The organism is Rhizobium sp. 62_C5_N11_2 (assembly GCF_051811185.1).
GTDB lineage: Bacteria > Pseudomonadota > Alphaproteobacteria > Rhizobiales > Rhizobiaceae > Rhizobium > Rhizobium leguminosarum.
This window is the reverse complement of record NZ_JBPWPW010000001.1, coordinates 1,070,815-1,091,722: the sequence shown is the minus strand read 5'-3', so window position 1 is coordinate 1,091,722 and position 20,908 is coordinate 1,070,815. Positions and strand designations below refer to the sequence as shown.

General features: G+C 61.6%; 25 protein-coding genes. 18 read left to right on the top strand and 7 right to left on the bottom strand.

The genetic code is table 11. The annotated features are described in order from the left end of the window. Positions 1-325: 325 nt before the first annotated feature. The 6 genes from AB8B31_RS05560 to AB8B31_RS05535 all read left to right on the top strand — a co-directional run bounded on the left by AB8B31_RS05560 (position 326) and on the right by AB8B31_RS05535 (position 2,936). Positions 326-589, top strand: coding sequence for a hypothetical protein (locus AB8B31_RS05560; protein ID WP_112906375.1), 264 nt, complete (start codon positions 326-328; stop codon positions 587-589). After that, positions 586-921, top strand: a complete 336-nt coding sequence (locus AB8B31_RS05555; RefSeq protein ID WP_047619713.1) for a hypothetical protein — start codon at positions 586-588, stop codon at positions 919-921. Before AB8B31_RS05560 ends, AB8B31_RS05555 begins: the two co-directional genes overlap by 4 nt. Then, positions 918-1,235, top strand: a complete 318-nt coding sequence (locus AB8B31_RS05550) for a hypothetical protein (RefSeq protein ID WP_018241285.1) — start codon at positions 918-920, stop codon at positions 1,233-1,235. Before AB8B31_RS05555 ends, AB8B31_RS05550 begins: the two co-directional genes overlap by 4 nt. Further along, a complete protein-coding gene (locus AB8B31_RS05545; RefSeq protein ID WP_112906373.1) occupies positions 1,226-1,501 on the top strand; it encodes a DUF1488 domain-containing protein in 276 nt (91 codons plus the stop codon). The genes AB8B31_RS05550 and AB8B31_RS05545 overlap by 10 nt, the downstream gene beginning before the upstream one ends. 27 nt (positions 1,502-1,528) lie before the next feature. Further along, complete coding sequence (locus tag AB8B31_RS05540; RefSeq protein WP_439007413.1) at positions 1,529-2,371, top strand: transglutaminase-like domain-containing protein; 843 nt, start codon at positions 1,529-1,531, stop codon at positions 2,369-2,371. 184 nt (positions 2,372-2,555) lie between these two features. Next, on the top strand, positions 2,556-2,936 hold the full coding sequence (locus tag AB8B31_RS05535; protein WP_112906371.1) for a VOC family protein: 381 nt from the start codon (positions 2,556-2,558) through the stop codon (positions 2,934-2,936). Between the two features lie 7 nt (positions 2,937-2,943). Here the strand turns inward: AB8B31_RS05535 and AB8B31_RS05530 are convergent, their stop codons facing one another. Then, positions 2,944-3,906, bottom strand: a complete 963-nt coding sequence (locus tag AB8B31_RS05530; RefSeq protein WP_439007412.1) for a LysR family transcriptional regulator — start codon at positions 3,904-3,906, stop codon at positions 2,944-2,946. Between the two features lie 123 nt (positions 3,907-4,029). On the opposite strand from AB8B31_RS05530, the gene AB8B31_RS05525 reads away from it, so the two are divergent. The 5 genes from AB8B31_RS05525 (at position 4,030) to AB8B31_RS05505 (ending at position 8,447) form a co-directional block, all read left to right on the top strand. Then, positions 4,030-5,430: an MFS transporter gene (locus AB8B31_RS05525; protein WP_439007411.1), complete on the top strand. Its 1,401-nt coding sequence runs from the start codon at positions 4,030-4,032 to the stop codon at positions 5,428-5,430. A 96-nt stretch (positions 5,431-5,526) separates the two neighbouring features. Next, complete coding sequence (locus tag AB8B31_RS05520) at positions 5,527-5,904, top strand: hypothetical protein (protein ID WP_026230636.1); 378 nt, start codon at positions 5,527-5,529, stop codon at positions 5,902-5,904. A gap of 237 nt (positions 5,905-6,141) precedes the next feature. Continuing rightward, positions 6,142-6,477, top strand: coding sequence for a hypothetical protein (locus AB8B31_RS05515; protein ID WP_026230637.1), 336 nt, complete (start codon positions 6,142-6,144; stop codon positions 6,475-6,477). Positions 6,478-6,953: 476 nt separating this feature from the next. After that, complete coding sequence (locus AB8B31_RS05510; RefSeq protein ID WP_003557866.1) at positions 6,954-7,097, top strand: hypothetical protein; 144 nt, start codon at positions 6,954-6,956, stop codon at positions 7,095-7,097. Positions 7,098-7,391: 294 nt separating this feature from the next. Then, positions 7,392-8,447 (top strand): fatty acid desaturase, encoded by a 1,056-nt coding sequence (locus AB8B31_RS05505; RefSeq protein ID WP_439007521.1) that lies wholly within the window; start codon positions 7,392-7,394, stop codon positions 8,445-8,447. Positions 8,448-8,523: 76 nt separating this feature from the next. Here the strand turns inward: AB8B31_RS05505 and AB8B31_RS05500 are convergent, their stop codons facing one another. After that, positions 8,524-9,438 carry an SDR family oxidoreductase gene (locus AB8B31_RS05500; RefSeq protein WP_439007410.1) on the bottom strand — a complete coding sequence of 305 codons (915 nt, stop codon included), beginning with the start codon at positions 9,436-9,438 and terminating at the stop codon, positions 8,524-8,526. 179 nt (positions 9,439-9,617) lie between these two features. Between AB8B31_RS05500 and AB8B31_RS05495 the strand changes: the two genes are divergently transcribed. Further along, positions 9,618-10,178 (top strand): TetR family transcriptional regulator, encoded by a 561-nt coding sequence (locus AB8B31_RS05495; protein ID WP_130652067.1) that lies wholly within the window; start codon positions 9,618-9,620, stop codon positions 10,176-10,178. A 119-nt stretch (positions 10,179-10,297) separates the two neighbouring features. On the opposite strand, the gene AB8B31_RS05490 is transcribed toward AB8B31_RS05495, so the two are convergent. After that, positions 10,298-10,774, bottom strand: coding sequence for a YcgN family cysteine cluster protein (locus AB8B31_RS05490; RefSeq protein WP_018241273.1), 477 nt, complete (start codon positions 10,772-10,774; stop codon positions 10,298-10,300). A 203-nt stretch (positions 10,775-10,977) separates the two neighbouring features. On the opposite strand from AB8B31_RS05490, the gene AB8B31_RS05485 reads away from it, so the two are divergent. From AB8B31_RS05485 to AB8B31_RS05475, 3 genes are all read left to right on the top strand, one after another. Beyond that, positions 10,978-13,164, top strand: a complete 2,187-nt coding sequence (locus AB8B31_RS05485; RefSeq protein ID WP_028733879.1) for a transglycosylase domain-containing protein — start codon at positions 10,978-10,980, stop codon at positions 13,162-13,164. A 208-nt stretch (positions 13,165-13,372) separates the two neighbouring features. Beyond that, on the top strand, positions 13,373-13,960 hold the full coding sequence (locus tag AB8B31_RS05480) for a DUF1214 domain-containing protein (RefSeq protein WP_018241271.1): 588 nt from the start codon (positions 13,373-13,375) through the stop codon (positions 13,958-13,960). Continuing rightward, a complete protein-coding gene (locus AB8B31_RS05475; RefSeq protein WP_018241270.1) occupies positions 13,953-14,501 on the top strand; it encodes a DUF1254 domain-containing protein in 549 nt (182 codons plus the stop codon). The genes AB8B31_RS05480 and AB8B31_RS05475 overlap by 8 nt, the downstream gene beginning before the upstream one ends. Before the next feature lie 13 nt (positions 14,502-14,514). Here the strand turns inward: AB8B31_RS05475 and AB8B31_RS05470 are convergent, their stop codons facing one another. Then, on the bottom strand, positions 14,515-14,682 hold the full coding sequence (locus AB8B31_RS05470; RefSeq protein ID WP_003546657.1) for a hypothetical protein: 168 nt from the start codon (positions 14,680-14,682) through the stop codon (positions 14,515-14,517). Positions 14,683-15,223: 541 nt separating this feature from the next. Between AB8B31_RS05470 and AB8B31_RS05465 the strand changes: the two genes are divergently transcribed. Next, on the top strand, positions 15,224-15,430 hold the full coding sequence (locus tag AB8B31_RS05465; RefSeq protein WP_017963548.1) for a hypothetical protein: 207 nt from the start codon (positions 15,224-15,226) through the stop codon (positions 15,428-15,430). Positions 15,431-15,677: 247 nt separating this feature from the next. Beyond that, positions 15,678-16,724, top strand: a complete 1,047-nt coding sequence (locus tag AB8B31_RS05460) for a DUF2336 domain-containing protein (protein ID WP_282681416.1) — start codon at positions 15,678-15,680, stop codon at positions 16,722-16,724. 67 nt (positions 16,725-16,791) lie between these two features. Here AB8B31_RS05460 and AB8B31_RS05455 read toward each other — a convergent pair whose 3' ends face one another. The 3 genes from AB8B31_RS05455 to AB8B31_RS05445 form a co-directional block, all read right to left on the bottom strand. Further along, positions 16,792-17,136: a DUF1491 family protein gene (locus AB8B31_RS05455; RefSeq protein WP_439007520.1), complete on the bottom strand. Its 345-nt coding sequence runs from the start codon at positions 17,134-17,136 to the stop codon at positions 16,792-16,794. 117 nt (positions 17,137-17,253) lie between these two features. After that, on the bottom strand, positions 17,254-18,702 hold the full coding sequence (locus AB8B31_RS05450) for a methyl-accepting chemotaxis protein (RefSeq protein WP_131605300.1): 1,449 nt from the start codon (positions 18,700-18,702) through the stop codon (positions 17,254-17,256). A 135-nt stretch (positions 18,703-18,837) separates the two neighbouring features. After that, positions 18,838-19,812, bottom strand: a complete 975-nt coding sequence (locus AB8B31_RS05445) for an oxidoreductase (RefSeq protein ID WP_439007409.1) — start codon at positions 19,810-19,812, stop codon at positions 18,838-18,840. Between the two features lie 58 nt (positions 19,813-19,870). Between AB8B31_RS05445 and AB8B31_RS05440 the strand changes: the two genes are divergently transcribed. After that, complete coding sequence (locus tag AB8B31_RS05440; RefSeq protein ID WP_018241265.1) at positions 19,871-20,908, top strand: AraC family transcriptional regulator; 1,038 nt, start codon at positions 19,871-19,873, stop codon at positions 20,906-20,908.

The window sequence follows — 20,908 nt, the reverse complement described above, 5'->3', positions numbered from 1 at the left end:
TCATTTTATTTTCCTGAACGAAGAGTTAATTTGGCGTTTTTTATAGATAAATCAGAATTTATCTTGATTTAAACTCAATAGAGGCGCAATGATAGGTCTCGTCGATTTGGCCAACTTGGCTTCGCGGTGTCAGAGACCTACGACCCGCCATCACCACTGAATTCTCGACAGCGATCCATGACGTCGTTCCGGCGTTGAGTTCGCCTGTTCCGATCCGGAATGAGCTTGGCGCTGACCGCGGATGTACCGGCAGACTCGAGTTCGTCCGGTTCGGATCTCAACGATACAGGAAACGCATCGGTGTATTCCTGCGGAGGCCTCAGCAGTGACAAGTCGCACCACACAAACCGTCGTCCGCTTTTCATCCCCATTCCGCCTGCCCGGTTTCGACGCGGCGCAGCCAGCCGGAGAATACCGCGTCGATTATGACGAGGAATTGATCGAAAGCGTTTCCAGGCTTGCCTGGCGACGGGTCGGCGCCTTCATCCACCTGCCGGCGATCGCCGCGCAGAGTTCGACGCAGCAGATGATGCCTATCCACCTGTCAGATCTCGAAACCGTGCTCGAAAAGGACCACAAACCGTCATGACCGCTACGCGCATCCCGCAACGCAATGGACGCTCAGTCCGGCGCGAGGCAGCAACACATATCTTCAAGGTGGGGCAGACTGTCCGGGTGAAGGACGGGTTCTTGGTCGTTCCCTCCAAGCTTCCCGACACATACCGCATTACCGCCACGCTGCCTCTGAGAGGAAATGTGCTGCAATACCGCATCCGTAGTGACGATGAACGTCATGAGCGGGTCGCGACGGAAGATAGCCTGGAACTGGTAAACCTATCGCCCGCCGGCAGCGGCGCAACACTGATCGAGAGGACGTTTGGCCAAGGCCGCGGCCCGAATGACGAAAGGTTGACATCGTGAACAGCCATGGAGACGAAGCCGAACGAAGACGAAATGCATTTGCCGTCCACACATGGGAAGCGCCCGGCCGCTACTCCATGGAGATCGAACACGACCGCCGGATCGAATCCGCCCGTTCGTGGACCGTCTATCGTGTTTCTGCAAGCGTTCCCGTACACGCGGACCATGCCATGATCGGCAAGAGCCGTTCGGAGGCCGGGAAAGACATGATGTCCTTCAATCTCCTCAACATAGGATACCGGAAGGAATGGTTGAGGCTGTCGGGCGCCGCTCGGAGTGCTCGTAAGAGCCCGCCGGTCCAACCATGGCGCTAGCGTTTCTAAACCAAAGCCGAAGCTTCGATGCTGTGAGAAATGCTGTGCGCTTCGTCGGCCATGACGGCATGTTCCAGGTGTTGTTCTTCATCGAGGTTGGCGCACTGGCGAAATCCGACGCCGCATTGCAAAGAACCGAGCCTTCGGAAACGAGGTGGCTTTCCTCCTTCGACGCCCTGCGCAACTCCATTCAGGACGTGGCGCACAAAGCCTATTCCTACCGCCGCCGCGCCTTCTATACTCTAACTGCGGCGGATTTCCGCTAGACGGATCCGGACGCGCGAGAACGCTCCATGTTGATCCGTTATGGCTATGAAATGACGCTGACCTGCCCGCAGCCGACCGCATTGGTATGCCTGTTGTCGGTTCATGAGGATCGTGCGGCCGACATCAGAATTCCGGAAACGGTATTCACCACGCCCGATGTTCCCACTTCGACTTATCGCGACCTCTTTGGCAACCGCTGTCTTCGGCTGGTAGCACCAGCGGGCGACCTGACCATATGGGGCGATGCGACGATCGAAGACGACGGCAAACCGGACAGGTCGCTGCCAGGCGCCAGGGAACTCCCGGTTTCGGAGTTGCCGGATGATTGCCTCGTCTACCTGATGGGCAGCCGCTATTGCGAGACGGATCGTCTCAGTCAAATTGCGTGGGATATGTTCGGCACCGTCTCACCCGGCTGGGGCCGCGTTCAGGCGATCTGCGACTTCGTTCACGGCCATATCCAATTCGACTACATGCAGGCGCGATCGACGCGGACAGCTTTCGAGGCGTTCCACGAACGCGTCGGCGTCTGTCGCGACTTTGCGCATCTCGCGGTGGCGTTGTGCCGTTGCCTCAACATTCCTGCCCGATATATCAATGGTCATCTCGGCGACATCGGCATTCCCGTGGTGGATCCGATGGACTTCAGCGCCTGGATCGAGGTCTTCCTTGACGGTGCATGGCATGCATTCGATCCGCGCAACAACACACCACGGATCGGTCGCATCATCGTCGCACGCGGGCGCGACGCTGCCGACATACCGCTCATCAATTCCTTCGGACCGCATGTGCTGAAGGCGTTTCGAGTCTGGACCTATGAGGTGACGGACCTGCACCAGATGCAAAACGTCGCTGAGGGCGCTGTTTAAACGAGACCTGGGCGGGATGCGGCGATGTCCGGTCTCAGCTTTACCGCAGGCGACTGCAGTCGCAGGATTGCATGTCCCGCACACTTTTGCGCGACATGCTTTAGAACAGCGGTTGAAAGATGTTGGCGTCGAGCCATCTTGGGTGTGAGCAGTCATTAGCGGAAGATAGGGAGTTTCGCAGTCCATGTTCGATCATATTTCCATCGGCGTAAAAGACCTGGAAAGAGCCCGCCGTTTCTACGATGCGGCGCTAACGCCGCTCGGATATGAGCGCCTCTCCAATTCCGACACCACGATCGGCTACGGCCTGGAAACGGTCGGGCTCTGGGTGATGCAGGTTGAACAACCTGTTGTTGCCGACATGCGATCCGGGCTGCATTTCTGCTTCGTCGCCCCGAATGAGGCTGCGGTCGATGCCTTTCACGCGGCGGCCGTCGCATCTGGCGGCACGGATAATGGTGAACCGGGTATCCGGCCGGATTACGGGCGCTTCTATTATGCTGCCTTCATCATCGACCCCGACGGCTATCGCCTCGAAGCTTATTTCCACAAAGGCGAGCTATAACGGACCGTCAGGCAGCGACTCTCGGAATGGATACGCAGCAGCCGGAAGCTTCGAGCGCCTTATTGGCTACATCGATGAACAGGCGACGGAACCAGCGCGCCCGGCCGTCCGTCTGGTCGACTCGGCGATAAAGCATCGTCACGGAATCGGTCGGCAGCGAAAGCGGCGGCTCGCAAAGCATCAGCCCATGTAACTGCGCCATGCAGCGACCGATCGATTCCGGCACGGTGGCAATGGCGGGCATCGCCTTCAGCACCATCGGCAGAGCGGAAAAGCGCGGGACGGTCGCCACCACCTGTCTCACATCGCCGGTGCGGTTCAGCGCCATGTCGATACCGGTCGAGGTGTTGCCTTCGAACGAGACGGTGACATGCGCGACATTGGCGAAATCCTTGAGGCTCAACGGCGCCTTCAGCCCGAGCTGAGCTTCATCGTAGATGCAGATCGAGACTTGGTCGAACAGCGGCGCGCGAATGTGCCAGGAGGCGGGTTCGTCATGCATCGCGACGCTAAAATCGAAGACGCCTTCATCCAGCCGGCGTGCGGCATCGCGCTTTTCGGAAGCGATGCCGATCAGCCGGGCGCCGGGTGAAAGCTGGAGAAGACGGGCGGCGAGCGGGCCGAAGAAGGCCGATTCAAGATTGTCGCACATGCCGATGCGGAACTCGCCCTGCCAGCTTGCCGGATCGAATTCGGCCTGTGGGCGGATGGCGCGCTCTATTCCCGACAGCGCATCCTCGATCGCCGGGGCGATGGAAAGAGCGCGCGGCGTCGGCTGCAGGCCGCGGCCGACACGCACGAACAACTCATCGTCCAGCGCTTCGCGCAGGCGCCGCAATGCGGCCGACAGGCCCGGCTGGCCGAGCAGCAGGCGCTCGGCGGCGCGACTGACGTTGCGCTCCTGCATTAGCACCGAAAAGGCCAGCAGGAGATTGAGGTCGATCTTGCGAAGCGTGGCGTCATTCATCATCGTCAGTAATATCTGGCATGGCTACTATCAATTTGCAATAGGAAAGGAAGCTGTACATTTTCTCGTTCCCTGCCGCCCGGCAACCTCCCCCGATGAGGCGGCAGTAAAGAAGGAACGATTTCGATGACTCTTTCCAAATCGCGAAGCGGGGCGGGGCTGGCATTGCTGCTGCTCTGCACCGCCAATTTCCTCGACGCCATGGACGTTTCCACCATCGGCGTTGCCTTGCCTGCCATCCAGGCCGAACTCGGCATGGAGGCGACATCGCTGCAATGGGCCGTCAGCGCCTATGTGCTCGGCTATGGCGGCTTCCTGCTGCTTGGCGGCCGCGTCGCCGACGTCTTCGGCCATCGCCGCGTCTTCCTCTGGTCGCTGGCGATCTTTGCCGGCGCCAGCATCGCCGGCGGCTTCGTCGATAGCGGGCCGACACTGATCGCCGCCCGATTGATCAAGGGCATTGCGGCTGCCTTCACCGCGCCTGCAGCCCTTGCGCTGCTGCTCTCCGTCTTCGGCGAGGGAACCGCGCGGGCAAAGGCGCTCGGCGTCTTCGCCTCTACCGGCGCCACCGGCTTCGTGCTCGGCATGGTGCTCGGCGGTGCCGCGACGATCTTCAGCTGGCGGGCGACGCTTGTCATGGGCGCGCCCGTCGCCATCCTGACACTCTTTCTGGCGCCGCTGGCGCTGCCAGCCGACCCCAAAAGGACGGGACCGCGGCCCAGTTTCGACTGGGCCGGCGCGCTGACGATCACGCCGGGGCTGCTGCTCTTCGTCTTCGGCATCACCAATGCTGCGGCCGCCGGCTGGCAAGCCTTCCCGACCTGGGGTTCGCTGCTGGCATCGCTGGTGCTGATCCTGCTCTTCCTCGTGGTCGAAGCGCGGCATGCCGATCCGATGGTGCCGCTCGACATGTTCCGCCGGGCCAAGCTCCGGCATGCCAATGCGATCGCCGCTCTCTTCCAGGGCGCCTATGTCGGCTTCCAGTTCCTGGCGACGCTCTATTATCAAAACGTCATCGGCTGGTCGGCCTTCACCACCGGCTTCTGCTTTGCGCTTGGCGGCGTCTTCGTGATGTTCCTGGCGCCACGTTTCGCGACGCTTGCGCAAAATCGCGGCGCCACCGGGCTGATGGCGGCGGGTGTCGGCCTGCAGGCGTTCAGCTACATCTTCTGGGTGACAGCACTCGGACATGTCGACCCGATCCTACTGGTGCTGTTTTCGCAGATCCCGCTCGGCCTCGGCTACGCCATGACCTACCCCTCGGTGCAGGTCGCGGCTCTTTCCGACGTGGAAGACGACAAGTCAGGGCTCGCCTCCGGACTGCTTTTCGCCTCCTTCCAGATCGGTGGCGGCATCGTGCTCGCGGCCGCCTCGGCAGTCTTCGGCGCCGCGCCACATTTCGGCTGGAACCCCTATATCGCCGGCATCGCTTTCGTGGCGCTGCTTGCGGTGGCGATCACCCTGCTTGCAGCCGCCGGTCCGCGGAGATCGGCCGCCCGGAGGCCCATCTATCAGGCGGCGGGATGACCGTCATCGGCCCGCACCCTGAGCGGTGCGGGCTACTCATCAACCGCAGCGATATTTGCTGCAAGAATCCCGTTGCGTTGCCTGGGTGAAAGGCGCATGGTCGCAACTTCGGCAGCCAGTGTACGGGCGCTGCCGACTGAGGGTTTTTATACCCTTGCCCCGATGAAAGGAGGACCGATGTCTTCCACTTTCGAAAAGCCGCATCTGACTTCGTCCGATCTCGACATGCTGCAGGGCGTGCTCGACGACGCCGGCTACGACGCCAAAATCCTGATCGGCAACGAACGTGTCTTCAACGTCGCGGCCATACTGTTGATCAGGCTGTTCGAAGAGGGCGTCACCTCGCCGGCCTTGCTCTCACAAGCGCTCGAACACCATTTCGGCAAGCTGAAGACGCCGCCGAAACCGGTAACCCCGGTCTTTAACCGATATGCGATACAGGGATTACCCCGCGAAAGACGCGCTGTCGGCTAGAGCAGTACCCGCAAAAGTGCGCAGCGGTTTTGCCTCCGATAGCGCAAAAACAAAAAGATTGAGCATTTCCGTCACTCGGAGAAACCAGGAAATCCTCCTCTACATAATTCCTTAAATCGCAATCGATTTAAGGGCAAAATTATGCAGCAATTCAAAGTGCTACAGCGTCCTTTGCGCGTCTAAAAAAACGCACGGCGCTGTAGAGGCAAGCGAGCCGCCCGGCTCCGAAGGATTATTGTGCGGAAAATCCTCTTGCTCTGTATCTGCGTCGTAGCGACCGGTTATTTCGGATGGGTGCAATTCGGGGCTTACCAACAACGGCAACAGGCTAGGGATCTCGCAGACATCGACAGGGAGCGCCGGGTGGCGCTCCTGGAAATCGATGGCTGCCAGGCGAAAGTGGATCTGCTTCTGTCGATGACAGACCGCCTGCTCAAGGCCGGCGGTATGCTGGTGCCGCTCGATATCGGACGGGACATAGAACTCTGTTTGGCCCGCGGCATCATGTCGACATCAGGCTTGGCGGAGATGGAAAGAACGAAGCTGATCCGCTTGTTTCCGGTGAATGACTAAGGCGGTCGCAATCTTTCAGATTCGCTCCTCGCGCTTCAGCTCTTTGTTTTCACGCATGTCGTGATCGCAAAACCGCTGCATAGTTTTTGTGCGACAGGCGTTATGCCCTGTGGAAATATGGCTTTCCTGCGGCGACGGCCTTAATGGCACCTCAATTTTACTCTATAAGGAGGGCTCGCTGATTTGGCCGATGCGGCATTTGCGGTGACCGGATTTCCGGCCCGCCATTTTCCCGATCGCGAAAGCATGGTGACGTCCCGTCTCAACGTCGGGTTTGGCTTTCGGTGACCTCTCCGGTCATCCGCCTCCAGACAGCGATGCGGTTTCAGCAGGCATCATTTTCATTCCATCCCTGCGGCCCGGTGTTGTCGGGTTGCCCCTCATGACGATCCCGCGATCTCGATCGCGACCGACAAACGGGGCGAATACCACGCAGGCTGCGGCTTTCAATTTCGATCTAAAGGGAGATTTTATCCATGGCAAAAGGACAGGTAAGAAGCAATCGCGAGGTCCGGAAGCCGAAGAAGGACAAGCAGGAAGCGAAGGTGGAAAGCACATTCGCCAACCAGATGAAGACGGCGACCAAAACCGCCCCGCAGGGCAGTGCTCCAAAGAAATAGAACCTCTTATCGAGCCGCCACTCTCGCCCTCGCTGCGCGTAACGGCGCAAGTGATAGCGTGTCCTGTCGGACACGCTGGCGTGACATCATCACCCATTGACATGTTCTCGAAAAAGGAATTGCTGCAACCATGACCACTCTTCATACAATGTACCACTTCGACTATCCGCTCTTCCTCATTCGCTCGGCCGTAGTGATTGCACTCGGCCTTTCGGCCATCGCGGCCTTTCACGGCGTCACTCTGTGATCGAATCTGCGCGCCGCAGCGAGTGCGAGGAAACCCAAGTGGCCCCTTTGGGCGAGTCTGACGAAAATCCGGAGCGATCCCGAGGGAATGCCGAGCTTTTCGCTGAAAAACGCTGGCTGAAGATCCTTGCCGGATATCGCCAGCCACGAGCCGGACGCAGCGCTTTCGAGCTTGTCGTGACCGTCATCCCTTTCGCGCTGTTCTGGGCTGCCGCTTGGGCAGCGGTTCATTACAGCTTCTGGCCCGGCCTGATCCTCGTCCTTCCCGCCGCCGCCTTCCTGCTCCGGTTGTTCATGATTCAGCATGATTGCGGCCACGGTTCGTTTTTCGCCCGTCGCCGCGTCGACGACTGGGTTGGACGCACGATCGGCATCCTGACGCTGACGCCCTACGACTATTGGCGCCGGGCGCATGCGGAACACCACGCCTCGGCCGGAAACCTGGACGAACGCGGCGTTGGCGACATCGAAACCCTGACAATCGCCGAATACAACGCGCTGTCGCGTTGGGGCCGGCTTGGTTACCGGCTCTACCGGCATCCGATCGTGATGTTCGGGATCGGACCGGCCTGGCTGTTCCTCTTCAAGCAGCGCCTGCCTTTCGGCATGATGCGCTCCGGCGCCCTGCCCTGGGTCTCGACCATGGCGACCAATCTTGCCATCGCGCTGGTCGCCGCGCTGCTGATCTGGGCGGTCGGAATCGTCCCCTTTTTGCTGGTGCATCTGCCGACCGTGCTTCTGGCCGGTGCTGCCGGTGTCTGGTTATTCTACGTGCAGCACCAATTCGAGGAAACACATTGGTCGAAGAAGCCGGACTGGCAGTTCCAGCATGCGGCCCTCCACGGTGCCTCGCATTACGACCTGCCGCCAGTGCTGCGCTGGATCACCGGCAATATCGGCATCCACCACGTGCACCATCTGTCGAGCCGGGTGCCTTACTACCGGCTGCCGGAGGTGCTGCGAGACCATCCTGAGCTTGCCGATATGGGCCGCATCACGCTCATGGAAAGCCTGCGTTGCGTCAAGCTGGTGCTGTGGGACGAACAGACGAAGCGACTGGTCTCGTTTCGCGACGCAGCGCGCCTCGCCGCCGCCGCCCGGTAACGGACTTGAGAGCGGTTCAGACGACATCATGCTCTAATTCAGATTTTAGGCCGATCCGGCCTAAAATCATGCTGTTCTAGCGATAGCCCGTCACGTCCGCCGGCCTGCCGGGCTCCTGCACTTCCACCATGTAGCGCCAGCAATCCGGCCGCGAACCGTCGATATCGTCGAAGCCATAGGTCTTGGCGATTGCACCGCTCGATAGCGATTGTCCGTTCCAGCGGGCGCGGTCGGGATCGGCAGCGATAGCGGCAACGGCGCGGCCGACGAAATGCGGCGTTTCGGAAATGGCGAAATGCGGCTGTACCTTCGTCGCCTCGCGCCAGTTCTCCTCGCTGACGCCATAAGCATCCAGCATCATTTCGGAGCGCAGCCAACCGGGTGTGATCGAAATTGCGGTGGCGCCGTGTTTCGCCAAATCTTGAGCATGCGCCCAGGCCATGCGGGTGACACCGGTTTTGACGAGGTCGTAAAAGGGCGACAGCCGGTAATGGGTGGCATTGTATTCGGCCGTGCCGTCGGTCATCTCGACCAGCAGCCCGCCGGGCCGCTCGATCATCAGCGGCAGGGCGTAATGGGCGGTAATCAGATGCGTCTCGATGCCGAGCCGCAGCATACGCAGGCCCTTGTCCAGCGAGTGCTCCCAGACGGCCTTGTCCCATTCGAACAGTTTCTCGCAGCCCCAGATGTCGTTGACGAGAATATCGAGCCGGCCGGCTTCGCCGCGAATGCGGGCGACCAGTGCCTCGACCTGTTCTTCGACGAGATGGTCCACCTGAACGGCGATGCCCCTGCCGCCGGCTGATGTCACCAGCTCGGCCGTCCCCTCGATCGTCTCCGGTCTCATATATTCGGATTGCTGAGCGCGCGTCGTGCGCCCCGTCACGTAAACGGTGGCGCCGGCGGCGCCGAGTTCCACCGCGATGCCTCGACCGGCGCCGCGCGTAGCACCCGCCACCAAGGCTACTTTCTCCCGCAAGTTCGCTGTCACTTCTCCATCCTCCACGCTAGAACGGCCTTCACGCCGCAAGCACCCGGGTTTAGCTCTTTGTTTTTACGCAATTCCGGAGGGAAAACCGCTTCACACTTTTCCTGGAATTGCTCCAGCTGACGCCGCTTGTATATAAACGAATGATCGTTTACATTCGAGGCGAATGCAAGAGGAATTTCATGCCGCGTCGCCGCACACTTTCCGATGAACAGCTTCTCGCCATGGTGCTGGCGCTGATCCACGCCGAAGGGCCGGAGGCGGCGACCTTTGCGGCGGTGGCGAAAGCGAGCGGCCTTTCCGGCTCGACGCTGGTGCAACGTTTCGCAACGAAGGCGGCGATGCTGCGCGCAGCGCTGCTTCACGCCTGGGACCGGCTGGATGCGGAAACGGCGCGGCTCGCCGAGACCGTGCCGAAAACGCCGGAAGGCGCCGTCGCGCTGCTCGTCGGCCTGTCGCAGGATTACGGCGATAATGCCGCCGCCTATGGCGAGGGACTGCTGGTGCTTCGCGAGGATTTCCGCGATCCGGTGCTGCGTGCCCGGGGTGCCGCCTGGGGAGCGGCACTGACGGCGGCAATCGCCCGATGTTTCGGATCGGCAAAGGCGCCGGAGACAATCGCCCGGCTGATGCTGTCGCAATGGCAGGGATCGCTGCTCTGGTGGGGTTTTGGCGCAGACGGGCCGGTGGCTGCCTATGTCGAGACGGAACTGCGGCGCTTCCTTGCGGCAATAAAGTCCTGAGCCCGCCTAGAGCATGATGCCGAGAAGTGTAAGCGGTTTTCAGACGACATCATGCTCTAACTCTTTAAGTTAGAACAGGATTCAGATTTTAGGCCGACCCGGCCTAAAATCATCCTGTTCTAGGCTTCCTCTTCGTCCTTCTCCTCACCCACCGTCAGCGGCCAGTCGACGACATAATCCTCGAGATCATCGATATCGATCTCATTTTCGCTGATCGCGCGGCCCCGCGCGGAAATGCCGGCGGCATGGACGGTCTCCGGGTCGCCGGAGACGAGCGGGTGCCACCAGTAAAGATCGCGGCCTTCATTGACCAGCCGGTAGCCGCAGGTGGGCGGCAGCCAGGCAATGTCAGGCACGTTCTCCTTCGTCAGTTGCACGCAATCCGGCACGAAATCCCAGCGGTTCTCATAGCTGGAGCAGCGACAGCTTTGGCCGTCGAGCAGCTTGCAGCTGACCGAGGTGAAATAGATATCGCCGCTATCCCATTCCTCGATCTTGTTGAGACAACAGAGGCCGCAGCCGTCGCAGAGGCTTTCCCACTCGGCGACGGTCATTTCGGCTAGCGTCTTGCTCTTCCAGAAGGGCAGATCGTTCATCGTTCGTTTCTTGCAACAGCGGCCCGCAAATTCGCGTGAGCCTCATGCATCTCTCTTGTTATCAGCCGCAAAATCAATCAATTCTCAGTATACTCCTGGTACTCGGAGAATTCTCTCCTGGTATCGGAGAGCTTTGCGGCCATATGCGGGCCTCGCACTTTCGTCGGATATGACCGAAGCGCGATCAGGCGGGAATACAGGACGTGCAGGATCCGGACAACCCAGAAAACGGGCCAGAAAACAGGCCCGGAAAAGCGGCGAACGAGGCGGCGGACAAGCGGCCTAGGAAGAGCCGTCACATTCTGCTGCGCATCGATTCCTGGATCGATTCGACCGTCTGGAACGCCGGATTCCGCGCCGCCGAGATCTGGGAAGACATTACCATCTTCTTCCGCCGCTTCCGCGTGCGCGGCTGGAAGCGCATGGTCTTCGAACTTGCCGGCGAAGGGCTGACGCTCGGGGCGGCCGGCTCGGTGCTGATGCTGCTGCTGGCCCAGCCCGCCTTCGAGGCGACCAAGGAGGACTGGCGCAACCGCGGCGATTTCGCCGTCACCTTCACCGACCGCTATGGCAACGTCATCGGCCATCGCGGCGTCATCCACCAGAATTCCGTGCCGATCGACGAGCTGCCGGATTCGCTGATCAAATCGGTGATCGCCACCGAGGACCGGCGCTTCTTCGACCATTTCGGCATCGATTTCATCGGCCTCTTCCGCGCCATGAGCGAGAATGCACGCGCCGGCGAAGTCGTGCAGGGCGGCTCGACGCTGACCCAGCAGCTCGCCAAGAACCTGTTCCTGTCCAACGAACGCTCGATCGACCGCAAGGTCACCGAGGCGTTCCTGGCACTGTGGCTCGAGGCGAACCTTTCCAAGAAGGAAATCCTCTCCACCTATCTCGACCGCGCCTATATGGGCGGCGGCACCTTCGGCGCAGCGGCGGCGGCACAGTTCTATTTCGGCAAGAACATCACTGATGTGAACCTTGCCGAATCCGCCATGCTTGCCGGCCTGTTCAAGGCGCCGGCCAAATACGCGCCGCATGTCAACCTGCCGGCGGCGCGTGCCCGCGCCAACGAAGTGCTGACCAATTTGGTGCAGAGCGGGCTGATGACCGAGGGCCAGGTGATCGCCGCCAGGCGCAATCCAGCCACCGTCGTCGACCGCAACGAGGTGGAATCGCCCGATTTCTTCCTCGATTGGGCTTTCGACGAGGTGCAGCGGCTGTCACCGCGTTTCCACCAGCATTCGCTGATCGTGCGCACGACGATCGACATGGGCATCCAGCAGGCGGCCGAGGATTCGGTCGAGACGTCATTGCGCGAATATGGCGAGGCCTATCACGCCAAGCAGGGCGCGATGGTGATGATCGAGAACGGCGGCGCCGTTCGCGCCATGGTCGGCGGCCGGGATTACGGCGAGAGCCAGTTCAACCGCGCCACCAGGGCGCTGCGCCAGCCGGGTTCCTCCTTCAAGGTCTACACTTATTCGGTGGCGATGGAGAGCGGGATGACGCCGCAGACGACGATCGTCGACGCACCGATCTCCTGGGGCAATTGGAGCCCGCATAATTATGCCAATCGCTATGCCGGCCGCATCACGCTCGAGACCGCTATCGCCCAGTCGATCAACACCGTGCCGGTGCGGCTCGCCAAGGAAAAGCTCGGTATTCAGCCGATCCGGGCAATGGCGAAAAACCTCGGCGTCGAAACGCCGATCCGCGACGACGTTACCATCCCGATCGGCACCTCCGAGGTGACGGTGCTCGACCAGGCGACGGCCTACGCCACCTTCCCAGCTGGCGGCTACCAGTCGCGCCGCCACGGCATCACCCAGATCCTCGATTACGACGGCGACGTGCTCTACGATTTCGACCGCGACGAGCCGGCGCCGAAACGCGTGCTCTCCGAAAAGGCCGATGCCTATATGAACCAGATGCTGTCGCGCGTTCCCTATGTCGGCACGGCGCGCAAGGCAGCCCTCGACAACGGTATCGTGACAGCCGGCAAGACCGGTACGACCCAGGCCTATCGCGACGCCTGGTTCGTCGGCTTCACCGGCAATTACACCTGCGCCGTCTGGTTCGGCAATGACGACTACACCTCGACCAACGAGATGACCGGCGGCTCGCTGCCGGCGATGACCTTCAAGCGCGCCATGGACTACGCCCACCAAGGTGTCACGCTGCGGGCCATCCCCGGCATCGAAAACCCCCTACCCTCGGACAAGGATCTCGCCAAGACTGCCGCCGCCAAGCCGCAGGACGGATTGCCGCAACTTATCCGGCCGCGCATGCTTTCGGTTCAATCGACGGACATCCTCAAGAAGCTCGGCGAGAAGCTGAAGGATGCCGCCCCACTCGCGCCGGCGAAGGTGGCGAGCGCGGAGTAGCCGGCCACGCCTGACGTCCAGATCTCCCATCAGCATCCGCCCTCATCGATGCATCGGCGTGGATTGCTGTCGCAGCTTGCGGCATGACGGCTTTGCCGCACACATGGCATGACCGTGGATCAATCGGCCTCTATGTCATGGCGTGGCATTCCACCCTGCCAGAATCAGTGGTAACCCTTTCATCCGATATGGTTTCCAAGGTCTTGACGTGTTTCGATTCCCCCTCTTTATCGCGATCACGCTGATCGTCGCCTTTGGCGGCGGGATCATGATTTCGCTTTATGCGCTGGATGCGACGCAGGGTTTCGGGGCGATCAAGCTCGGCGCCTGGGAGGCCTTTCCGGCGTTGCAGACCGTCGAGGCTGATCCTTATGCCAAATCGCACCGGGCGCGCGCCGGCAAGCTGCTCTATGGCAGCGCCGAGGGCCTGACCTTCACGGCGAGCGTCGACGACGACGGCGCGCGGCTGAATGCCGGCTGCCGCTATCGCATCAGCGGGCAAACACCGCCTGCCCGGCTCTGGACCCTGTTTACCGCCGACAATGGCGGCAATCCGGCGGCGGTGACGACCGGGCATCCCTCAGCGCTCAATTCCTGGACGGTGCTGCGCCAGCAAGACAGCAGTTTTTCGATCGAGATATCCGCCGTGGCGCAGCCGGGCAACTGGCTGGCCCTGCCACAGGCCGGCACTTTCCGGCTGGTGCTGACACTGTTCGACACACCGACCGCCGGTAGTTCCGGCGTGATCGACCTCGCCATGCCGAAACTCACCAAGACCGGATGTGGCAATGCTTAGGATATTCTTCGCCGTCCTGACTGGTCTTTTCGGCGCAGCCCTGCTGCATCTCGTCATCATCCTGTCGCTGCCGCATTTCACCGGCAAGGATGCGGCAACCCGCGTGGAGGCAGAGGGCGACCTCAACAATTTCTACCTGCTCGGCAACCAGTATGACGAAGCCGGCCTTGCCAATGGCGACCCCTTCGTGCGCACCGCCGTCTGCTCCTTCGATGTCGAGGATGCGCCGGTGCATTTCACCGCCAAGGGCAATGTGCCCTTCTGGTCGATCGCGATCTACGACAGCGCCTCCAACGAGGTCTTCAGCATGAACGACAGGACGTCGGTCGGCGGTGCGCTCGATGTGGTGGCCGGCAGTCCGATCCAGCTGACCGACCTGCGCAAAAACCTGCCGCAGGAGCTGCAGCAGGCGATCCTGGTGGAAATGGCACGGCCGGACGGTTATGCCGTGCTGCGGACGCTGGCGCCGCAGGCGAGCTTCGATGAGGCCGCGCGCAACTTCCTGACGGAAGCCGGCTGCGAGCAATTCGCCGCTCGCTGAGGTTGAAGAGCGGTTACTTCTTGTTGACGCGCGGCGCGGGCGCCGGACGATGTTTCGGGCTCTCGGCCAACCGCTCGTAGCGGACGCCGGTGAACCAAAGTATCTTGGCTTCGCGGGGCTCCTTGTCCGGGCGACGCGGCGCCCGCGGCCGCCGATCCGCCAATGCGACTACTATTGCCATTCTCGTCTCCATGCACTGCCCGAGACGGATGAACTTGCGATGGATTTCACCCTGCCCGCCAATGTGCGAGCCGGCGCGTCCTGCAGTGCCGGAATGACCGGACCGAGGGCATTCGCGCCTTTCCCACGGCACTTGATTGAAATACCGTGATGCGGAGTTTCAACGATCCAACTACTCAAATCGCGTCGTTCCTATCCGAATTGAGCCACATGACAGTTAACAGTTTACTAATATTCAGCGGATGCCAAACACAGTTCACCTCACCTCTCCTTTAACGCTCGAAGAGTTGATTTGGTTTCACGCCGCCCGCGCGGATGCCCAGCTTGGCGTCGACGTATAAAATTAGAGATAATTCATATAGTTGACATTGGCGCGGCAAACTCCCTGGCGGGAAAGGGGCGGTGTTGCAAAAATGCGTCATGAAAATATTTAATTGCGAGGCGCTCAGATGGGCGTATGTTCGCGCATGTCGATCACATGTTTCCGGGCACCGATCGATCGGAGATGTTCCCCGCTCTTGCCGGAATGCGGAGGGTAAGCGGTGTCTTTGTTGGTGAATTCATCCTTCTCGCCTGACGATCTCGACGTGCTGCGCAGTGCCCTCGATGCCTGGTGCTCGGAACGGCGCATCGACATCAAAAGCGTCGAGGCGCAGTTCGCGGCATCCGCAGCCCTCGACCTTTATCAGGCCGGTTACGACAGCCGCGAAAAGCTGCTGCACGCGCTGCGCGATCATAGGATCGCCTGAGCTTTTCCACCATCACAGCGGCGATGAGCATCGCGCAACGGCGCTTCCAAACCGATCACTTTTATAGTGCCGGCTAGCCATGCTGACACTCGCTTAGCGTGTATATTTCTGTTGCTTTTTAATAAAATCTTCAGCATGCATTAACCGTACCGGTGTAGGATTTGTTCATAACCGTATGGCCTGACATGCGTTCCGCCAGCGTATATCGGCCCTTGGTCCCCTTGTTCTGCGTTTTCGGGGTGTTTTTGTGCGTGACCGGTTTCGAGACCTAGAAGGCCCCTTGGCCGTCAGGAAAAAGGACGTGGTGTTAATGGCGACTGTCAGCAGTTTCGAGAACCTGTCTCATCCGACACGGTCCGAACTGCGCCAATTTGCCGAACTCTTCATGCCGCTGTTTCAGGCCTCCTCCGACGAGGCCAAGCGCCAGGCGGTCGCGGCGCTGTCCCAATGCGAGAACATGCCGGCAGCCGTGGCGCTGTTCATCGGCAACCAGCCGATCGAGATCGCGGCGCCTTTTCTTGCCGCCTCAAAGGCCGTTGCCGACGATACGCTGATCACCATCGCGCGCATGCAGGGTGCAGCGCATGTCAAGGCGATCGTCAGCCGCGATTCACTCTCGCCGAAGGTCATCGATGCTTTGGTGGCGCTGCGCCAGAGCCAGCCGCGCTCCGCGGGCGCATCGGCGCCGATCACGGAATCGCCGGCGGTCCCGCTTTCACCAGCGCCTGCCGAGACCAACGAGGCAGATGCGCTGGAGGAACAGCGGGTTGCCAATGAAGAGGCATTGCGCGAGCGCATCCTCGGGCTTGCCGGTCATCTCGGCCGTGCCGACGAGGACAGGCTCGGTCTGCGCACGCTCACGGACATTCAGGAGGCGCTGCTGGTGCGCTTCGCTCGCTCGCGCGAGGCGACGCATTTCGCAACCGCACTTGCCGACGCGCTTTCCGCCAGCCGCTGGCTTGCCGAGCGCATCATGCTCGATCTTTCCGGCCAGCAGCTCGCCACGACGCTGACCAGCCTCGGCATGAGTTTCCTCGACGCCGTCTTTGTGCTCGAAAGGCTCTATCCGCACCTTGCCGAACAGCAGCACAACGTCACGCGCGGCTGGATGGTGCTCGATGCGCTCGACCCGGAAGAATGCCACGAACGCGTCGAAGCCTGGCGGCGTGCGGATCGCTACACCTATAGGCCGGAAGCGCCTGATACGCCGGCGCCGGCAGCACCCGACCATCGTTTCATCCGCCAGGCGGCGCCGCAGCGCGACATGCGCGTCATGGGGCGGCGGTATCGCTGAGCTGGAATGACTAACCTCAACGCATGGTGAGCTGTTCGAAATGGTGAGGAGCTGACGCGCCTGGCCGTCAGCCGCCCTTGGCAAGCGGGATCATGTCCCCCAGTTCCTCCGCCTCCAACTCGACGATCCAGAGATCGGGGTCGAATTTGCGTTCGCGCTCCAGCATCGCACGCACCGCTTCCGGTTCGCTGCGCGACAGGCGGATCTCGAACAGGCGGTCACCGGTCTGACCTTCGTCGAAGGCGGTCTGCGGCGCCGGCGCATAGAGCGTTTCCAGGCCGCTGCGGAAATGCTGGCGGATAAAGATCGCACCCGCCTCCTCCGCGCCCTTCTTCTCGACGGCGGCGAAATCACCGCTGGCAAAGACGCGGCGCAAGAGGGCGGAAACGAAGATGTCGGCGCGTAATCTCATTGGTGCGGTATAAAGCATGTCGCGCAAAAGTGTGCAGCGGTTTTGTGATAACCACATGCGGAAAATATAGATCCAGGAGCGCGAGGAGCGATCCGCGGTCAAATCTTGACCGCCGAGTCAGACCTTGATTGCCAGCCGCAATCCGCCCCAATGCCGTCCGCGCACGGTGATCGGAGCGGAGATATCCTTCATCATCACGAAATTGCCACCGCCCATGTCGCGCCTGTAGGTCTGGACGAGGAAAGGCGCGGTGCTGCGGCCGGCGGCAAGACCGACGCGATCGGCGAAGATGCGGCGATTGCGGCAATTGGCGGTGTTCCAGACGGTGTCGCCGGGCCGCTGGGCTTGCGAGAATTTTCGGTTGTGAGTCGGCAGATAGCCGTTCTCGTCGATCGCCGCGCAAAAGGCGATGCGCTCGTCCAAGGCTGTGACGGGTTCCTGGATCGGCGGCAGCAGGCGGTCGGTGAGCTCGGTAAAGGCTGCCATCACCTGTGCCGGATCGGAGCCGGCTATCGGCCGATAGCGTCGATCGAAGAGAGCATCGAGCCCGATCTGGCCTTCAGCGACGGCACGTTCGAAGGCGCCGGAAATCTGTCTTGCCACCGATTGCGCTTCCTCGATCCAACGGCTGTCGGCGGTCTTGACGCCGGCGCTCGCCGTCAGCTGGATCAGGGTTTCCGACAGGCCGACGACACTGTCGACGCGTTTAGCCGCCTGCTGCAGCCTGACATTCGAGCCGGCGACCTCGGCCGACATCTCGCCGAGTTTCTCAACGAAGCCGGCGCATTGCTGGTCGACCGCCTCGGTGGTGTTGGCCATGACAGTCGAACTGTCGAGGATGCGGGTGATGACATGTTCCATGCTTTCGAAGGCGCCGCGCATCGCCTCCGACTTGTCACGCACGCCGGCCGCACTGTCGCGCGCATCGCTGCCGACGGCCGACAGCCGGTCGATCTTCACGCGCAGTTCGTCCAGCGTCTGCTGGATGGAGCCGGTCGCCTTCGAGGTCTGCAGCGAAAGCGCGCGGACCTCGGCGGCGACGACCGCGAAACCCTTGCCCGCATCGCCGGCGCGCGCAGCCTCGATCGCGGCATTCAGCGCCAGTAGGTTGGTCTGGCGGGCGATGGTGCTGATCTCCTCGGCGATATTGTCGACATCGGCAAGCGACTTGGAGAAGCCGGCGATCTCAGTGCCGATCTCGTTGGAGGACTGGACCATGTGGCCGATCTCGGCGACGGAGCCGGTTAGGCGGTCGGCCGATTCCTTCAGCATGTGGCGAGCCTCGGCCGCCGTGCGGTCGGTCTCGCGCAGCGACACGGCGACCGAGCGGTTGGTCTCGGCAATCGACAGCGCGGTGCGAGTGACATGATCGAAGGCGGAGGCATGCCGGGCCGACATTCCCGCCATATCCTGGATAGCGCCGGCGATATCGACGAGATCAATGCCAAGGGTGGAGGCTTCTTCGGCAAGGCGCAGCAAAATGTAGCGCAGCGCCTCGGGGTCTGGCCCCCCCGCTTCGACCGCCGGTTCTCCGGCCAGATCGTCTATCGCCTTCAGCGCATGCATGACCGACGCTCCCCCGCCCCAATCAGAAAAGCTTCAGGCAACATGGTTAACAAGTTGCAAACAGTGGCAACACCTTAGACTTAGGTTGTAGGGAAATCGGACCCCGCGACTGTGGGCCGGCCGTGTGGCGCCCCATCAGCTGGCGATGAAGCCCGTCAACCGCTCGCTCAGCTGCCAGAGGCGTTCGGCAAATTCCGGGTCGGTTGCCCAGGGACGGACACCGAGCATCTCGGTCGAATCGCCGGGGACAGCGGCGGCAATATCGCAGTTCTCGCAATAGACGCCGCCGAGACCCTCGAGCTTCTCGCTGACGGCGCACCAGACGGTGGTCGACGCCCCCTGCTCAATCGTCTTCTTGTTGTTTTCCGGATCGATGACCGGCTTGCCATCCTCATCGACATAGCCGCTCGCCCTGAGGAAGTCGTTCGACTGGTGGCGGACCAGATTGGTGGTGACGATACCGCCGGGATGCAGCGAGAAGGCTCTGACACCGTGCTTCGCACCCAAAGCGTCCAGTGAGATCGCAAAGAGAGCATTTGCCGTCTTCGACTGGCCATAGGCGAGATAGGGCGCGTATTCGCGGTTCTCGAAATTCGGATCGTCGAAATCGACGCCGGAGAAGACGTGGCCGCGCGAGGAGACGGCGACGACGCGCGCACCCTCGGCTTTCACGAGCGCCGGCCAGAGGCGGGCAGTGAGTTGGAAATGGCCGAGATGATTGGTGGAGAATTGCGATTCGTAACCGCGGGCGTCACGCGTCAGCGGGTTCGCCATGACGGCAGCATTGTTGATGAGCAGATGCAAGGGCTCGCCGCTTTCGAGGAAGCGGTCGGCGAAGTCGTCGATCGAGCCGGGGTCCATCAGGTCGAGCTTTTCCACCGCAAGGCCGGGAATGCTTTCCACGGCCGCCTTGGCTTTTCCGAGATTGCGGGCGGGAACGACAACCCTGGCGCCGGCTTCGGCGAGCACGCGCGCTGTCTCGAGGCCAAGACCGGAATAGGCGCCGGTGACAATCGCGACCTTGCCTGAAAGATCGTGCCCGGCAATGACGGCGGCGGCGGTTGAGGCCGCACCGAAGCCGGAACCGATGGGAGCTTGTGGGGTGGACATGGCATGCCCTCCGTTGTTGCATGATGGCCTTATGTACGCCCGAGAAACGGGATTCTGAATGCTTGCAAATCCCGATTTCCTGCTTCATCGTTCAAAAATGATCAGTGACCCGCTCTCCGAAATGCTCAATCTGCTCGATGCGCGCTGCCTTGTCTCGGGCGGGCTGATCGCCGGCGGCGCCTGGGCGCTGCGCTTCCCCCGGCCGAACCGGATCAAGATCAGCGCGGTCGCCAAAGGGCGCTGCTGGCTTTGCCTCGACAATGGCAGTGAACCCATTCTTCTCGAGGCGGGCGACGTTGCGCTTCTGAACGGCCGGCACTCCTTCATCCTGGCCAGCGACCTTGCCGTTGCGCCCGCCGACGCGGTCGGCGCCTTCAAGGAGAAGGTCGACGGCATGGCACGCCACGGCGTTGGCGAGGATTTCCATTATCTCGGCGGCCACATCGCGCTCGGGCCGCAGGGCATGGAGCTGCTGTCCGACGTGTTGCCGCCGATCATTCATGTGCGCGCCGCCCTTGCCGAAGCCGGCGTGCTGCGCTGGCTGCTCGACCAGCTGGTGCGGGAGATGGCGGCAAAGCGGCCAGGCGCCCTGCTCGCCTCGACCCAGCTTGCACAATTGATGTTCGTGCAGGTGCTGAGGGCGCACATCATGAGCTCGGCGCCATTGACGGTCGGGTGGCTCCGCGCCTTCGGCGACGATCGCATTGCGCCGGCGCTGCGGCTGATGCACGGCGATCCCGGCCGGTCCTGGCAGCTTGGCGAACTGGCGAAGGCGGCCGGCATGTCGCGCACGAGCTTTGCGCTGCGGTTCAAGACCGTGGCGGGGGTTGCGCCGCTTACCTATCTGATCGGCTGGCGCATGCGCCTTGCCGAACGCGAGCTGCGGGAGGGCAGCATGCCGGTTTCGGCGCTGGCGCTTTCGCTCGGCTACACATCCGAAAGCGCCTTCAGCAACGCCTTCAAGCGGATGACGGGTATGGCGCCCAGGCGCTATCGCGTGGCGATGGCCCGCGAGGCCGGGCCGATCGAAGAGGTGGTGGATGTCGAGGGCCAGGCGATGACGACGCATTACCGGCTGTTGAAGGCGGCATCATAG

Bases quoted from the DNA above. Each gene is read 5' to 3' on its own strand.
- AB8B31_RS05555 (WP_047619713.1), top strand. From the start codon at position 586: ATGACCGCTACGCGCATCCCGCAACGCAATGGACGCTCAGTCCGGCGC.
- AB8B31_RS05545 (WP_112906373.1), top strand. From the start codon at position 1,226: ATGGCGCTAGCGTTTCTAAACCAAAGCCGAAGCTTCGATGCTGTGAGA.
- AB8B31_RS05540 (WP_439007413.1), top strand. From the start codon at position 1,529: ATGTTGATCCGTTATGGCTATGAAATGACGCTGACCTGCCCGCAGCCG.
- AB8B31_RS05535 (WP_112906371.1), top strand. From the start codon at position 2,556: ATGTTCGATCATATTTCCATCGGCGTAAAAGACCTGGAAAGAGCCCGC.
- AB8B31_RS05530 (WP_439007412.1), bottom strand. From the start codon at position 3,906: ATGATGAATGACGCCACGCTTCGCAAGATCGACCTCAATCTCCTGCTG.
- AB8B31_RS05525 (WP_439007411.1), top strand. From the start codon at position 4,030: ATGACTCTTTCCAAATCGCGAAGCGGGGCGGGGCTGGCATTGCTGCTG.
- AB8B31_RS05520 (WP_026230636.1), top strand. From the start codon at position 5,527: ATGGTCGCAACTTCGGCAGCCAGTGTACGGGCGCTGCCGACTGAGGGT.
- AB8B31_RS05510 (WP_003557866.1), top strand. From the start codon at position 6,954: ATGGCAAAAGGACAGGTAAGAAGCAATCGCGAGGTCCGGAAGCCGAAG.
- AB8B31_RS05495 (WP_130652067.1), top strand. From the start codon at position 9,618: ATGCCGCGTCGCCGCACACTTTCCGATGAACAGCTTCTCGCCATGGTG.
- AB8B31_RS05490 (WP_018241273.1), bottom strand. From the start codon at position 10,774: ATGAACGATCTGCCCTTCTGGAAGAGCAAGACGCTAGCCGAAATGACC.
- AB8B31_RS05475 (WP_018241270.1), top strand. From the start codon at position 13,953: ATGCTTAGGATATTCTTCGCCGTCCTGACTGGTCTTTTCGGCGCAGCC.
- AB8B31_RS05470 (WP_003546657.1), bottom strand. From the start codon at position 14,682: ATGGCAATAGTAGTCGCATTGGCGGATCGGCGGCCGCGGGCGCCGCGT.
- AB8B31_RS05455 (WP_439007520.1), bottom strand. From the start codon at position 17,136: ATGAGATTACGCGCCGACATCTTCGTTTCCGCCCTCTTGCGCCGCGTC.
- AB8B31_RS05450 (WP_131605300.1), bottom strand. From the start codon at position 18,702: ATGCATGCGCTGAAGGCGATAGACGATCTGGCCGGAGAACCGGCGGTC.
- AB8B31_RS05445 (WP_439007409.1), bottom strand. From the start codon at position 19,812: ATGTCCACCCCACAAGCTCCCATCGGTTCCGGCTTCGGTGCGGCCTCA.
- AB8B31_RS05440 (WP_018241265.1), top strand. From the start codon at position 19,871: ATGCTTGCAAATCCCGATTTCCTGCTTCATCGTTCAAAAATGATCAGT.